Origin of the sequence: Mycolicibacter virginiensis (genome assembly GCF_022374935.2) — a bacterium.
Classification (GTDB): domain Bacteria; phylum Actinomycetota; class Actinomycetes; order Mycobacteriales; family Mycobacteriaceae; genus Mycobacterium; species Mycobacterium virginiense.
The window spans coordinates 2,109,545-2,122,413 of record NZ_CP092430.2 but is presented as its reverse complement, the minus strand read 5'-3'; the positions used below and the strand labels follow the sequence as shown (position 1 = coordinate 2,122,413).

Genomic DNA, 12,869 nt, shown 5'->3' with positions numbered 1-12,869 from the left:
CTTCCCGCACTCAGCCGCTCAGCACGCCGCGTCTGGTCAACTCGGCGACCACGATCTCCGCGCGCATCTGCGCGTGTGTCATGCTCGCGGCCCGCGCGGCACCAGCACCGGCGGCAGCAATGGCACTCAGGGCGCTGGCGGTGCGGCCGGTGCAGGCGGCGCCGCAGGCAACGGCGGCACCGGAAACCCCGCGGGACAGCCCGGCACCGCCGGCAACGACGGGCAGCCCGGCTGATACGTCAGCGAGATCGGCCACGGCCGTCGGGTCCCACAGCGGGCTCGGCGGCCGTGACCGCGTTGCCGCGCCGGCCCGAAGTCGTCCGCTCTCTCCCCGCGTGGCGTAGCTGGGTGTAGCATCTCTCGCTACGATTGCAGTCATGACAAGGACCATCGCTCAGCGGGAGCTGCGCAATGACAATGCGAAGGTGATCGATGCGGTAGTGGCCGGTGAGACGTTCGTGGTGACACGCAACGGCGAGCCAGTGGCCGAACTGCGCCCGGTGCGTGCCGTTCGCCGCACCTTCATCCCTCGTAGCGAAGTCGCCGCACTGGCCGCCACAGCCGTCCGCATTGATCATCGTCAGTTCCGCGCCGACCTCGACCGGTTGATCGACCAGGGCCTGTGAAGTGACGGCCGGCCTGGTGGATACGTCCGTCGTCATCGACTGGCACGACCCAGCGGTCGTCGCCGCCCTGCCCGACGAAGTGGCGATCTCGGCTATCACCGCGGCCGAGTTGGCCGCCGGCCCCCTGTTGGCTGCGACGCCCATCGAGGCGGCCAAGCGTCAGGCCCGATTGCAGGAGGTGGAATCGCGACTGGAGCCGATCCCGTTCGACGAAGCCGCCGTACGCAGTTACGGACTCGTCGTCGCCGCGGTGGTACGCCAAGGGCGACAGCCCCGGAGCAGGTTTGCCGACCTGTTGATCGCGGCGACGGCGCACGCCAATCGTCTGGATCTCTACAGTCGCAACCCCAGGGACTTTTCCGGCCTCGAAACACTGATCCGCGTCGTCGCAGTGTGAGCATTAACGTTGCCGACTCCGCCTGTCGCTCTCACCCGACAGGACATCGGGTAACGGCGAACGTCACGCGTCAGCCGGCCGACGCGTCGTCCAGCACCCCACGCGAGGTCAACTCCGCGATCACCACCTTGGCCCGCAAGTCCGCCCGCTCCATATTCGCGGCGCGCGCTGCTTCAGGGTCCTGTCCGCGAATCGCCGCGGTCTCGGCTTCGTAGGTGTGCAAGAACTCCTCGTTGCCCCGCGGATAGCTCCCCCAGAATCCGCGCGGAGCGAAGACGCGTGCCGCGACGATCGCCGCCTGCAGCCGGGGACCCGCGTACTCCTCGACGATGATGCGCCGGTACGCGTACGCCGCCTCTTGAAACGCCTTGGGTTCCTTACTGGCTCGCAACGTCCGCAACGCCGCGTCGAGTTCGGCGAGCACCCGCGGTGTCGGATTGGTCGCCGCACGTGCTGAGGCGATGCCGTTCAGCACACCGTGCAGCTCGTGCTGTTCGAGAACGGCCGCCTCATCGAACCGCTCAACAAAGACACCGCGGTGGTAACGGCTGGCCAACAATCCGTCATGCTCGAGTTGGTCGATACCCTGCTGAACCGGAAGCCGACTGACCCCCAGAGCAGCCGCGATCGCGTCACGGTTGATGCGGTCGCCGGTGCGCAGCTCCCCGGCCAGCACCAGGTCGACAATGTGGTTGACGACCAGGTCCTTCTCTTTGACCCCGTATTTCTTGGGCATAGGCGGGCCTAGCCAGAAGCCTCGGCTGACGCCTCCCCCGACGAACCTGCTTGCGGTAACAGTGATTCCAGCGCGGCACGGTTGATCCGCCGAAACGCGCGCTTGGGCCGGTTGGCATCCAAAATGGCCACCTCCAGGGTGCCCGGCCCCAGCTCACGTGGTTCGGCGCCATTGCCGGTATCGGTTTGTTTCAGCGCGTTGACCGCGATGTGCAGTGCGTCAGCCAGCTCCGCGTTCTCCGCGTAAGACTCCTTGAGCGCGTTGGTGACCGGCTCGGTGGTGCCGCCCATCACCACGAAGTGCGGCTCATCGGTGATCGAGCCGTCGTAGGTGACCCGATACAGCTCAGGTGCCTTCGTCTGACCCTGGTAGGCGACGCCGGCAACACACAGCTCCACCTCGTAGGGCTTGGCCTGCTCGGTGAAGATGGTGCCCAGGGTCTGGGCGTAGACGTTGGCCAACTGTCGTGCGGTGACGTCACGGCGGTCATAGGCGTAGCCGCGGGTGTCGGCGAACTGAATGCCACCGCGGCGCAGATTCTCGAACTCGTTGATCCGGCCCGCCGCGGCGAAGCCCACCCGGTCATAGAGTTCGCTGATCTTCTGCAGTGAGCGCGAAGGGTTTTCCGCGACGAACAACACGCCGTCGGCATAGGCCAACGCCACCACGCTGCGACCGCGGGCAATGCCCTTGCGGGCGAGCTCGCTGCGCTCGCGCATCGCCTGCTCGGGCGAGATGAAGTACGGGAAGCTCATTTCTTACCCCGCTTGGTCTCCGACCCCGAATCCCCACCACGAGTTCGACTCTCGACCACCACACGGGCCAGTTCGGCGATCCGCTCCTCGGCGATGTCGACGGCGCCGTCGGCGTCGATGGTGACCGCGGTCGGGTAGATGCCCCGGACCAGATCCGGGCCGCCGGTGGCGGAGTCGTCATCGGCGGCGTCATAGAGCGCCTCGATGGCGACCCGCAGCGCGGTGTCGGCGTCGCTGATCTGGTTATAGAGCTTCTTGATCGACGACTTGGCGAACAGTGAACCCGAGCCCACCGCCTGGTAGCCCTCGCTCTCGACGTTCCAGCCGCCGGCGGCGTCGAACGACACGATGCGCCCCGCGGTCTGCGGGTCGTCGGCGTCGATGTCATAGCCGGCCAACAGGGGCAGCGCCACCAGGCCCTGCATCGCGGCCCCCAGGTTGCCGCGCACCATCGTCGACAACCGGTTGACCTTGCCGGCGAACGTCAGCGGCACGCCTTCGAGCTTCTCGTAGTGCTCCAGTTCCACCGCGTACAGCCGGGCGAACTCGACGGCGATCGCCGCGGTGCCGGCAATGCCGGTCGCGGTGTACTCGTCGGTGACGTACACCTTCTGCACGTCGCGGCCGGCGATCATATTGCCCTGCGTCGAACGGCGGTCACCGGCGATCAGGACCCCGCCGGGGTACTTCAACGCGACGATGGTGGTGCCGTGTGGCAGTTGGTCACCCACCCCACCGGTGTACGCGGCGCCCGCGCCGGTCGGCAACAGCTCCGGTGCCTGCAGGCGGAGGAACTCCGAAAACGATGACAGGCCTACGCCGGTGAGCGCGATTCCTGGGGTTGCTGAGTTGAGGGGCAGACGATCACGCGACAACCAGGTCACTGGCCGCCCTTTTGCACGTACGCGCGCACGAAGTCCTCGGCGTTCTCTTCCAGCACGTCGTCGATCTCGTCGAGCAGGTCATCGGTGTCCTCGGTGAGCTTCTCTCGGCGTTCCTGGCCCGCCGCAGTGCTGCCGGTGAGATCGTCGTCGTCTCCGCCGCCCCCGCCGCGCTTGGTCTGCTCCTGAGCCATTGCTGCCTCCTGAATCTCATCGGCCGCGCATCACCGCGGCCGGTTTCTCCACCCTACCGGTCGGCGCCGATGTTGCTCGGGGTCTAGGTGGTGAGTTGTTGGACCAGTTCGGCGGCACTGTCCACCGACTCCAGCAAGGCTCCGACGTGCGCCTTGCTGCCGCGCAGCGGCTCCAGCGTGGGGATCCGCACCAGCGAGTCCCCGCCCAGGTCGAAGATGACCGAGTCCCAGCTCGCGGCGGCAATGTCGGCCCCGAACCGGCGCAGGCACTCGCCGCGGAAGTAGGCCCGGGTGTCGGTCGGCGGGTTGTCGACTGCGGCCAGCACCTGCTGTTCGGTGATCAGACGGCGCATCGAGCCGCGGGCCACCAGCCGGTTGTACAGGCCCTTGTCCAGCCGGACGTCGGAGTACTGCAGATCGATCAGGTGCAGCCGGGGCGCCGACCAGCTCAGGTTCTCCCGCTGCCGGAAGCCCTCCAGCAGCCGCAGCTTGGCCGGCCAGTCCAGCAGGTCGGCGCACTCCATCGGGTCACGCTCGAGCTGGTCGAGCACCCGGGCCCAGGTCTCGATGATGTCGGTGGCGCGCGGATCCGGATCGCGGCTCTCCACCAGCTTGGCCACCCGCTCGAGGTAGATCCGTTGCAACGCAAGGCCGGTCATCTCGCGGCCGTCGGACAGTGCGACGGTGGCCCGCAGGGTCGGGTCACGGCTGATGACGTGCACCGCGCGCACCGGCCGGGCCAACACCAGATCGCTCAGGTCGATCCCGTGCTCGGGGCCCTCCTCGATCAGGTCGAGGACCAGCGCGGTGGTGCCCACTTTCAGATACGTCGACGTCTCGGCGAGGTTGGCGTCGCCGATGATCACGTGCAGCCGGCGGTACTTGTCGGCATCGGCGTGCGGCTCGTCGCGGGTGTTGATGATGCCGCGCTTGAGCGTGGTCTCCAGGCCGACTTCGACCTCGATGTAGTCGGCGCGCTGCGAGAGCTGGAAGCCCGGTTCATCGCCCGCGGCGCCCAGCCCGACGCGCCCGGAACCGGTGACCACCTGCCGCGACACCAGAAACGGGGTCAGGCCGGCGATGATCGCCGAGAACGGCGTCTGCCGGCTCATCAGGTAGTTCTCGTGGGTGCCGTAGGAGGCGCCCTTGTTGTCGATGTTGTTCTTGTACAGCTGCAGCTTGGCCGCGCCGGGGACGCTGGCCACGTAGCGCGCCGCGGCCTCCATCACGCGCTCGCCGGCCTTGTCCCAGATGACCGCGTCCAGCGGGTCGGTGACCTCGGGCGCGGAGTACTCGGGGTGGGCGTGATCGACGTAGAGCCGTGCCCCGTTGGTGAGGATCATGTTGGCCGCGCCGACCTCGTCGGCGTCGATGATCGGCGGCGGGCCGCTTGAGCGGCTCAGGTCGAAGCCGCGGGCGTCGCGCAACGGCGATTCCACCTCGTAGTCCCAGCGGGTGCGCTTGGCGCGCGGAATGCCCGCGGCGGCGGCGTAGGCCAGCACCGCCTGGGTGGAGGTGAGGATCGGGTTGGCGGTGGGATCTGATGGCGAAGCGATGCCGTATTCGACTTCGGTCCCGATGATCCGCTGCATGGCTAGAGCCTAGGCGAGGGCCCTAACTCCCCGGCGTCACCGTCGCTTTGGCGGTACCCAAGGTCCGGTGGACCATCTCCTTGGCCGCGGCGATGACGGCGGCTTCGTCGGGCTCGGCGTCCGCCAGGTAGGCGGCGTTCAACAGGCCGTCCACGGCGTAGTACAACAGCGCGGCGGTGGTGGGCGGGTCGGCCACCGTGGCCACTCCGGCGGCCACGGCCGAGCCGACGGCCTCGACGAGCAGCGTGACGACTTTGGCGTCGGATTGGCGCAATTGGCGCAGCCCGTCGCCGGACGCCTGGGAGAACACCGCTCGGTGTAGGGCGGCATTCGCCATGTCATAGCGGATCATCTGCTCGATCAGCGCATCGAGCGCTGCCGGCCAAGCGGGCGCCGAGGGCCGCGCGGCGGCGAGCTGCTCCTGCACGGTGTCCAGAAAGGTATCGAGGTAGTCGGCCCACAACCGGGCCAGCAGGTGATCCTTGGACTCGAAGTACAGGTAGAAGGTGCCCTTGGCGACCTGGGCCGCGGCCGTGACTTTTTCCACCGTCAGCTCGGTAGGTCCGTCTGCCAAGAGCAAATCCCGGGCCACCTCGAGCAATTGGCTTTCCCGTTCCGCCGCCGGCAGCGTCGTGCGCCGGCGCCCAGACCCTTGCTGCGCCACTTCGTCGTCCTTTCCCGAGTCGGTACCGCCGTGGACGGTGCCGGACACGATTGACAGCCGCGGAAATTCCACCCTACCGTATATGACTGACGGTCAGTCAGTTATCCAACCGGACACGCGGAGGAGGCTCGTATGGCAACAACTGACACGGCTACCGGTGTGGACCTGCCGGTGGCGAAGAATCTGAACAGCGCATTGAGCGTGATGGCCATCGGTCGGATGATCCTTGCCGTGCTCTCACTGGGCGCACCGAGGCAATTCGCCAAGCTCGTCGGAGTCACGCCGTCGGCAGAACTCACCTACATGACCAGGATCTACGGAGCCCGAGCATTTGCGATGGGCCTGGGCTATCTCACCAGCGGCACCGCGGAACGCCACCGCTGGAAGCGGCTCTCGCTGATGGTGGACACCATCGACACCATCAACGGCGTCGGCCACCTCGCACGCCGCGACCTGCCGCTGCGCGCGGCCGTGACCATGGTCGGTCTCACCGGCTCGTATGCGGCCATCGGCGCGACCAGAGTCGCCACCGAACGGTTCGGATAGCTCCGACTACAGATACTGGCCCAGGTTGGACTCGGTGTCGATGGCCCGGCTGGCGCTGGAGCTCTTGCCAGTGACCAGGGTGCGGATGTAGACGATCCGCTCGCCCTTCTTGCCCGAGATCCGCGCCCAGTCATCGGGGTTGGTCGTGTTGGGCAGGTCCTCGTTCTCGGCGAACTCGTCGACGATCGAGTCCAGCAGGTGCTGGATGCGCAGACCCGGCTGGCCGGTCTCCAGAACCGACTTGATGGCGTTCTTCTTCGCCCGGTCGACCACGTTCTGGATCATCGCCCCGGAGTTGAAGTCCTTGAAGTACATGACCTCTTTGTCACCGTTGGCGTAGGTGACCTCCAGGAACCGGTTGTCGTCGATCTCGGCATACATCCGGTCGACGACCTTCTCGATCATCGCCTTGATGCAGGCCGCGCGGTCCCCGCCGAACTCGGCGAGATCGTCGGCGTGCACCGGCAGCGTCTCGACCAGGTACTTCGAGAAGATGTCCTGGGCGGCTTCGGCATCCGGGCGCTCGATCTTGATCTTGACGTCCAGGCGGCCGGGCCGCAGGATCGCCGGGTCGATCATGTCCTCGCGGTTGGAGGCGCCGATCACGATGACGTTCTCCAGCCCCTCCACGCCGTCGATCTCGCTCAGCAGCTGAGGCACGACGGTGGTCTCCACATCCGAGGAGACACCGGTGCCACGGGTGCGGAAGATCGAGTCCATCTCGTCGAAGAACACGATCACCGGGGTGCCCTCGGAGGCCTTCTCCCGCGCCCGCTGGAAGATCAGCCGGATGTGGCGTTCGGTCTCCCCCACGAACTTGTTCAGCAGCTCAGGGCCCTTGATGTTGAGGAAGTACGACTTGGCCTCATGGGCGTCGTCGCCGCGCACCTCGGCCATCTTCTTGGCCAGCGAGTTGGCCACCGCCTTGGCGATCAGCGTCTTGCCGCAGCCGGGCGGGCCGTAGAGCAACACGCCTTTGGGCGGACGCAGCGCGTATTCGCGGTAGAGATCCTTGTGCAGGAACGGCAGCTCCACGGCGTCGCGGATCTGCTCGATCTGGCGAGTCAGGCCGCCGATGTCGCCGTAGCTGACGTCGGGCACCTCCTCGAGCACGAGGTCTTCGACCTCCGCCTTGGGGATGCGCTCGAAGGCGTAACCGGCCTTGGTGTCGACCAGCAGCGAGTCGCCGGGGCGCAGCTTGCGGGGACGCCGGTCATCCGAGAGCGCGTCCGGGTTGCTCTCGGGAAGATCCGCTGCGACCAGCGGCTCGGCCAGCCAGACGATGCGCTCCTCGTCGGCGTGGCCCACCACCAGCGCCCGGTGCCCGTCGGACAGAATTTCGCGCAACGTGGATATTTCGCCGACCGACTCGAAATTGCCGGCCTCGACGACCGTCAGCGCCTCGTTGAGGCGGACCGTCTGGCCCTTCCTCAGGGTTTCTACGTCGATGTTGGGCGAGATGTTCAGCCGCATCCGGCGCCCCGAGGTGAACACGTCGACGGTGTCGTCCTCGTGACTGCCCAGCAGCACGCCGTAACCGCTTGGCGGCTGACCGAGTCGATCGACCTCCTCACGCAACGCCAGCAACTGCTGACGCGCCTCTTTGAGGGTGTCCATCAGCTTGGAGTTTCGCGCGGTCAGCGAGTCAATATGCGCTTCGAGCTGGCGCACATCGCGGCCCACGCGAGTGGTGTCCTGCGGGGTGTTGTCGAGTTGCGCGCGCAACACCGCGGCTTCGCGGCGCAGTTCTTCCAACTCGGCGAAGTCATCACCGGGCGTGCCCGGCCCCCCGGACGCGTCGAATGTCTCAGGACGCGGCGAATCTTCCATGTTGCTCATGGTGCGCTCCTTTCCCGAACTGGAAGTTGAAGCGACGGATACCTCAACGCTACCGGCCATTGTGCATTCGCGTGCTCTGTGGCAATCCGACACACCGGCTCCGCTGCTAGCCTCGCTCTCAAATCGGGTGACCAACAGGGCCTAGAAAGGAACCGAATGAACGTGAAATCCCTCGCCACGGGGATGGCGGCCGTCGCGGCCATCAGCGCGGCCGTTTCCACTGTGAGCTACCTGGCAACGCCGGCGCCCGCCGCCGCCGAGGCACCCACGACGGTGTTCTTCGCCCCGCTGCCGTTGGACCCGGCCGCCGCCGTACCGGCCCCCGAGCAGCTGGCCAGCGTGCTCAACACGCTGGCCGACCCCGGTGTCCCGGCCGCCGGCAAGTCGGACCTCGTCGAGGGCGGCCTGGGCCCGGTCGAGACCGGTGCCATCGACCACCGACTGCAGAAGGCGCTCAAGAAGGGCGCCCTCCCGCTGTCGATCAGCGTGTCCAACGTCGTACCGGCCGGCCCCGGAGCGGCCAGCGCCGACGTCACCGCGTCGGGGCCCAAGCTGGAGCCGCACTCGGTGAATCTCACATTCGTCGACCAGGGTGGCTGGAAACTCTCCCGGTCCTCGCTGTTGTCGTTGTCGCAGCTGACGTCGAACTGATCACGGATCTGATGTACCGGCATCGCATCACCGTTGCCGCCGCGCTCGCGGCGGCAACGGTGATGCTGTCGGGCTGTAACGGGCACCAGCCGGCAGAGCCGGTGGCCGAGGTTCCGGTGACGTCGACGACGGTGCCGGTCCAGGTGCCGTCGTCGGCCTTGCCGGCTCCCGAGGCGTTGACCGATGTGCTGTACCGGCTGTCGGACCCCGAGGTGCCCGGCGCAGACAAGCTGGCACTCATCGAGGGCGCCAAACCCGCCGACGCCGCAACCATCGACAAGTTCGCCACCGCACTCAAAGACGGCGGCTATCTGCCGCTGAGCCTCGAAGCCGCCGCACTCGGCTGGTCAGACCGCTCCCCAGGCAACGTGACCGCCGACGTCACGGTCAACACGGCCAATCCCGCCACCGGCACGTTCTTCTTCCCGATGGAGTTCACTCCCAAGCACGGCGACTGGCAGCTGTCGCAGGCCACCGCCAAGAGCCTGCTGGCATTCGGCAACGCCCGGACCAGCAGCACTGAGCCGGCGCCACCGACGCCCTAACGATGTGGATCGGCTGGCTCGAATTCGATCTGCTGCTCGGTGACGTGCACTCGCTCAAGCAGAAGCGGTCGGTGGTGCGACCGATCGTCGCCGAGTTACGTCGCAAGTTCGATGTGTCCGCCGCTGAAACGGGGTCGCCGGATCTGCACCGGCGCAGCGGAATTGGGGTGTCGGCGGTATCCGGTGACCGCGGGCATCTGGTGCAGATCCTGGACGCGGCCGAGCGGCTGGTGGCCGACCGGCCAGAGATCGAGCTGCTGTCGGTGCGTCGAGGGTTGAGCCGCAGCGAGGACTGATTCGGCTCGCACTCGACCTACTACGGACGGCCCCGCTTGCGCCCCAACCGAGTCGGGGTGACGGTGTCCGGCGCCAGCCGGCGAGCGCAGACCAGGAACGCGGTGTGGCCACGCATCGCGTGCTGGGGCCGCACCGCCAGGCCGACGACGTTCCAGCCGCGCTGCATGGTCTCCCAGGACCGCGGCTCGGTCCAGCACTGCTGCTCCCGCAGCGCCTCGTTCACCTGCGACAACTGGGTGACCGTGGCGACGTAAATCACCAGCACGCCGCCGGGAACCAGGACCCGCGACACGGTGCCCAGCACATCCCACGGCGCCAGCATGTCCAGCACCACCCGATCGAACGACCCGTCGGGCAGGTCGCAGTCGGCCACATCGCCCATCACCAGCTGCCAGTTGTCGGGCTGGTGCCCGAGGAAGGTCTCGACGTTGGCGCGGGCGTGCACGGCATGGTCGTCGCGCAGCTCGTAGGAGATCACCTTGCCTTCGGGCCCCACCGCCCGCAGCAGCGACAGGGTCAGGGCTCCCGATCCGGCGCCGGCCTCGAGCACCCGCGCCCCGGGGAAGATGTCGCCCTCGTGGATGATCTGCGCGGAGTCCTTGGGATAGATCACCTGGGCACCGCGCGGCATCGACATCACGTAGTCGACCAGCAGCGGCCGCAGCACCAGGAACGGGTCACCATTGGCGGACTTGACCACGCTGCCGTCGGGCAGCCCGATCACCTCGTCGTGCGGAATTGCCCCGCGGTGGGTGTGGAAGTCACCGCCGGGGACCAGCACCGTGGTGTAGCGACGCCCCTTGGCGTCGGTGAACTGGGCCCGATCGCCCGCCTGAAAAATCCCGGATTCGGACACAGCCGTCCACCCTACGCAGCGTGTGCGAGCGGGGTTGTCAGTGCATGCCCGTAGGGTTCCCCAGTATGAGCAAGCCTGCGTTATCCCCGTCGCGGGCGGCCGATTTCAAACAGTGTCCGCTGCTGTACCGATTCCGGGCCATCGACCGGCTCCCGGAACCACCGTCAGCAGCGCAACTGCGCGGCTCGGTGGTCCACGGCGCACTGGAGCGGCTCTATGCGCTGCCCGCACCCCAGCGTGACCCCGAGACCGCCCGGGAACTGGTGGTCGCGGCCTGGGAGCACCTGGTCAGCACCTCCCCGGACGTGGGCTCGGGCCTGGATGCCGAGCGGCTCATGGCCGAAGCACGCAAGCTGCTGGCCGGTTACTACCGGCTGGAGGATCCCCGCCGTTTCGACCCGCAGAGCTGCGAGCAGCGGGTCGAGGTCGAGCTGGCCGACGGCACCCTGCTGCGCGGTTTCGTCGACCGCATCGACGTCTCCGCGACCGGCGAGCTGCGGGTGGTCGACTACAAGACCGGCCGGGCGCCGTCGGCGACCGGGCGGCTGTCCGAGGCCGCCGAGTCGAAGGCACTGTTCCAGATGAAGTTCTATGCGGTGGCCCTGCTACGGTCCCGCGGCGTGATGCCCGCCAGGTTGCGGCTGATCTATCTGGCCGACGGGCAGCTGCTGGACTACTCCCCCGAGCAAGCTGAGTTGCTGCGTTTCGAGAAGACTCTGATCGCGATCTGGCAGGCGATTCAAACCGCCGGTGCCACAGGCGATTTCCGGCCCCAGCCGTCACGCCTGTGCGACTGGTGCGCGCACCGCACGCTGTGTCCGGCGTTCGGGGGGACCCCGCCGCCCTACCCCGGCTGGCCGGCCGACAGTGCGGCATGACCGGCAGCTACTACCGGCGCGCGGAGGGTTCCGGCGGCACCGGCGACGTGATCTATGAATCCACCGATCTGACCCGCAGCAACTGGGGCCAGATACAGCACGGGTCTCCTCCGCTGGCACTGCTCACCCGTGAGATCGAACGGCTGGTCGACGGATCGGGCCAGCGGATCGCCCGACTGAGCCTGGACATCCTGGGGGCGATACCGGTGGCCCCGGTGCGGGTTGCGGCCCGGGTGCAGCGGCCCGGCCGGCGGATCGCTCTGCTGGAAGCCGAGATGTTCACCTGTGACGACGACCGGCCGGTGGCGCGGCTGAGCGCCTGGGCGCTGGCCACCTCCGACACCGCCGCGGTGTCCTCCGACCGGCACGCGCCACTGATCAGCGGGCCGTCGCTACCGCCGCCGGAGTGGTTCGCCCAGGCCAGCGGTTACGCCCATTCGGTGCGCTGGCGGGTCCAGCCGGACGCGCCCGACGGCACCGCGGTCGCCTGGCTGAGTCCGCAGGTGCATCTGGTGGACAGTGAACCCACCACCGCCCTGCAGCGGCTGGCCATGGTGGTCGACTCCGCGAACGGCGTCGGCGCCGCACTGGATGTCAACGAATACGTGTTCATGAACACCGACACCGTCGTACACCTGCACCGGCTGCCGATCGGAGCGGATTTCGGGCTGCGAGCGCGCGCCTCCATCGGACCCGACGGGGTGGGCGCCACCACCGCCGAGTTGTTCGACGACGACGGATTCTTCGGGACGTCAGCGCAGGCGCTGCTGGTGCAGCGGCGCTGAGAAGGTTCAGCGGGGATCGCAAGCGCGGCGGAGCCTGCGGTGGGGGCACCTCCCGCTTGCGGGGGACCGGGCGCGGCGGGTCGCCGCCGTCAGCTCAGACCACCGCGGTCAACGCGGCGATCGCCAGACCACCCAGCACCGCGATGACGTCCTCCACCAGCGCGATCGGCAGGTCGTGGCCGCCGTTGGCGGCGACCAGGCGCTGACGCACGGCGAAACCGACCAGGGTGCCGATCACCGCGCCGATGATGCCCGCGCCGAGTGCCGTCCAGGGGTAGTTCCAGGCAGTGCCGAGCACCGCACCGGCGAACCCGCCCAGCACGATCCGCGCGCCGAACTGCATGGGCACGGTGCGCGCCGGCGTGCTGGGCAATTGGTCGGTGATGAATTCACCGATCGCCAGCAACGTCAAGACGGTGACGGTCGCCGGATGGGTCAGCCACTCGACCCACGTCCCGTTCAAGTTGATCCACTGCAGGACGGCGGCCCAGGCCATCACGGCCGGCGCGGTGAACGCGCGCAGCCCGGCAACTGCACCGATGAACAGCGCGAGCACCAGCACGATGAAATGCGTCACCACTACCTCCCGGGCCAGTCGAGCCGACCACCGGACGCTAACACGGCAAA

General features: G+C 67.8%; 18 protein-coding genes. 8 read left to right on the top strand and 10 right to left on the bottom strand.

What is annotated here, in order from left to right; genetic code table 11:
- Nucleotides 1-10: 10 nt before the first annotated feature.
- A complete protein-coding gene (locus MJO54_RS10265; protein ID WP_240175871.1) occupies nt 11-256 on the bottom strand; it encodes a hypothetical protein in 246 nt (81 codons plus the stop codon).
- A 121-nt stretch (nt 257-377) separates the two neighbouring features.
- Here MJO54_RS10265 and MJO54_RS10260 point away from each other — a divergent pair, with 121 nt between their 5' ends.
- Both MJO54_RS10260 and MJO54_RS10255 read left to right on the top strand, forming a co-directional pair.
- On the top strand, nt 378-626 hold the full coding sequence (locus tag MJO54_RS10260; protein ID WP_046284085.1) for a type II toxin-antitoxin system Phd/YefM family antitoxin: 249 nt from the start codon (nt 378-380) through the stop codon (nt 624-626).
- Between the two features lies 1 nt (nt 627).
- Complete coding sequence (locus tag MJO54_RS10255; RefSeq protein ID WP_105295368.1) at nt 628-1,023, top strand: type II toxin-antitoxin system VapC family toxin; 396 nt, start codon at nt 628-630, stop codon at nt 1,021-1,023.
- Nucleotides 1,024-1,093: 70 nt separating this feature from the next.
- On the opposite strand, the gene MJO54_RS10250 is transcribed toward MJO54_RS10255, so the two are convergent.
- From MJO54_RS10250 to MJO54_RS10225, 6 genes are all read right to left on the bottom strand, one after another.
- Entirely contained in the window at nt 1,094-1,759 is a 666-nt protein-coding gene (locus MJO54_RS10250; protein ID WP_240175870.1) for a GntR family transcriptional regulator, read from the bottom strand.
- An 8-nt stretch (nt 1,760-1,767) separates the two neighbouring features.
- A complete protein-coding gene (gene prcA / locus MJO54_RS10245; RefSeq protein WP_065042217.1) occupies nt 1,768-2,514 on the bottom strand; it encodes a proteasome subunit alpha in 747 nt (248 codons plus the stop codon).
- Complete coding sequence (gene prcB, locus MJO54_RS10240) at nt 2,511-3,398, bottom strand: proteasome subunit beta (RefSeq protein WP_065042218.1); 888 nt, start codon at nt 3,396-3,398, stop codon at nt 2,511-2,513. The genes prcA and prcB overlap by 4 nt, the downstream gene beginning before the upstream one ends.
- Nucleotides 3,395-3,589 carry a ubiquitin-like protein Pup gene (locus tag MJO54_RS10235; RefSeq protein WP_024441366.1) on the bottom strand — a complete coding sequence of 65 codons (195 nt, stop codon included), beginning with the start codon at nt 3,587-3,589 and terminating at the stop codon, nt 3,395-3,397. Before MJO54_RS10235 ends, prcB begins: the two co-directional genes overlap by 4 nt.
- An 83-nt stretch (nt 3,590-3,672) precedes the next feature.
- The gene (dop, locus tag MJO54_RS10230) at nt 3,673-5,181 is read right to left on the bottom strand and encodes a depupylase/deamidase Dop (protein ID WP_065042219.1); all 1,509 of its coding nucleotides are present in this window, start codon (nt 5,179-5,181) and stop codon (nt 3,673-3,675) included.
- Nucleotides 5,182-5,203: 22 nt separating this feature from the next.
- On the bottom strand, nt 5,204-5,893 hold the full coding sequence (locus MJO54_RS10225; RefSeq protein ID WP_240175869.1) for a TetR/AcrR family transcriptional regulator: 690 nt from the start codon (nt 5,891-5,893) through the stop codon (nt 5,204-5,206).
- Nucleotides 5,894-5,977: 84 nt separating this feature from the next.
- Here MJO54_RS10225 and MJO54_RS10220 point away from each other — a divergent pair, with 84 nt between their 5' ends.
- Entirely contained in the window at nt 5,978-6,391 is a 414-nt protein-coding gene (locus MJO54_RS10220) for a hypothetical protein (RefSeq protein WP_240175868.1), read from the top strand.
- Between the two features lie 6 nt (nt 6,392-6,397).
- Here the strand turns inward: MJO54_RS10220 and arc are convergent, their stop codons facing one another.
- Nucleotides 6,398-8,221 carry a proteasome ATPase gene (arc, locus tag MJO54_RS10215; RefSeq protein WP_240175963.1) on the bottom strand — a complete coding sequence of 608 codons (1,824 nt, stop codon included), beginning with the start codon at nt 8,219-8,221 and terminating at the stop codon, nt 6,398-6,400.
- 165 nt (nt 8,222-8,386) lie between these two features.
- Between arc and MJO54_RS10210 the strand changes: the two genes are divergently transcribed.
- Genes MJO54_RS10210 through MJO54_RS10200 form a run of 3 tightly spaced genes read left to right on the top strand, consistent with a single transcriptional unit; the run spans nt 8,387 to nt 9,722 of the window.
- Nucleotides 8,387-8,881, top strand: coding sequence for an MTB12 family secreted protein (locus MJO54_RS10210; protein WP_064889992.1), 495 nt, complete (start codon nt 8,387-8,389; stop codon nt 8,879-8,881).
- A gap of 11 nt (nt 8,882-8,892) precedes the next feature.
- Complete coding sequence (gene lppK, locus MJO54_RS10205) at nt 8,893-9,426, top strand: lipoprotein LppK (protein WP_064889994.1); 534 nt, start codon at nt 8,893-8,895, stop codon at nt 9,424-9,426.
- Between the two features lie 2 nt (nt 9,427-9,428).
- Nucleotides 9,429-9,722, top strand: coding sequence for a DUF503 domain-containing protein (locus tag MJO54_RS10200; RefSeq protein ID WP_240175867.1), 294 nt, complete (start codon nt 9,429-9,431; stop codon nt 9,720-9,722).
- A gap of 20 nt (nt 9,723-9,742) precedes the next feature.
- Here the strand turns inward: MJO54_RS10200 and MJO54_RS10195 are convergent, their stop codons facing one another.
- Nucleotides 9,743-10,579, bottom strand: coding sequence for a tRNA (adenine-N1)-methyltransferase (locus MJO54_RS10195; RefSeq protein ID WP_064889998.1), 837 nt, complete (start codon nt 10,577-10,579; stop codon nt 9,743-9,745).
- Nucleotides 10,580-10,623: 44 nt separating this feature from the next.
- Between MJO54_RS10195 and MJO54_RS10190 the strand changes: the two genes are divergently transcribed.
- Together MJO54_RS10190 and MJO54_RS10185 are read left to right on the top strand one after the other, a co-directional pair.
- Nucleotides 10,624-11,457, top strand: coding sequence for a RecB family exonuclease (locus tag MJO54_RS10190; RefSeq protein ID WP_240175866.1), 834 nt, complete (start codon nt 10,624-10,626; stop codon nt 11,455-11,457).
- Nucleotides 11,454-12,242, top strand: a complete 789-nt coding sequence (locus MJO54_RS10185) for a thioesterase family protein (protein ID WP_105295362.1) — start codon at nt 11,454-11,456, stop codon at nt 12,240-12,242. Before MJO54_RS10190 ends, MJO54_RS10185 begins: the two co-directional genes overlap by 4 nt.
- Nucleotides 12,243-12,336: 94 nt before the next feature.
- Here MJO54_RS10185 and MJO54_RS10180 read toward each other — a convergent pair whose 3' ends face one another.
- Complete coding sequence (locus MJO54_RS10180) at nt 12,337-12,819, bottom strand: DUF4126 family protein (protein WP_046284117.1); 483 nt, start codon at nt 12,817-12,819, stop codon at nt 12,337-12,339.
- Nucleotides 12,820-12,869: the final 50 nt, after the last annotated feature.

Excerpts from the sequence above, each read along its gene's own strand:
- MJO54_RS10260 (WP_046284085.1), top strand. The coding sequence starts at position 378 with ATGACAAGGACCATCGCTCAGCGGGAGCTGCGCAATGACAATGCGAAG.
- MJO54_RS10250 (WP_240175870.1), bottom strand. The coding sequence starts at position 1,759 with ATGCCCAAGAAATACGGGGTCAAAGAGAAGGACCTGGTCGTCAACCAC.
- prcA (WP_065042217.1), bottom strand. The coding sequence starts at position 2,514 with ATGAGCTTCCCGTACTTCATCTCGCCCGAGCAGGCGATGCGCGAGCGC.
- MJO54_RS10235 (WP_024441366.1), bottom strand. The coding sequence starts at position 3,589 with ATGGCTCAGGAGCAGACCAAGCGCGGCGGGGGCGGCGGAGACGACGAC.
- dop (WP_065042219.1), bottom strand. The coding sequence starts at position 5,181 with ATGCAGCGGATCATCGGGACCGAAGTCGAATACGGCATCGCTTCGCCA.
- MJO54_RS10220 (WP_240175868.1), top strand. The coding sequence starts at position 5,978 with ATGGCAACAACTGACACGGCTACCGGTGTGGACCTGCCGGTGGCGAAG.
- arc (WP_240175963.1), bottom strand. The coding sequence starts at position 8,221 with ATGGAAGATTCGCCGCGTCCTGAGACATTCGACGCGTCCGGGGGGCCG.
- MJO54_RS10210 (WP_064889992.1), top strand. The coding sequence starts at position 8,387 with ATGAACGTGAAATCCCTCGCCACGGGGATGGCGGCCGTCGCGGCCATC.
- lppK (WP_064889994.1), top strand. The coding sequence starts at position 8,893 with ATGTACCGGCATCGCATCACCGTTGCCGCCGCGCTCGCGGCGGCAACG.
- MJO54_RS10200 (WP_240175867.1), top strand. The coding sequence starts at position 9,429 with ATGTGGATCGGCTGGCTCGAATTCGATCTGCTGCTCGGTGACGTGCAC.
- MJO54_RS10190 (WP_240175866.1), top strand. The coding sequence starts at position 10,624 with ATGCCCGTAGGGTTCCCCAGTATGAGCAAGCCTGCGTTATCCCCGTCG.
- MJO54_RS10185 (WP_105295362.1), top strand. The coding sequence starts at position 11,454 with ATGACCGGCAGCTACTACCGGCGCGCGGAGGGTTCCGGCGGCACCGGC.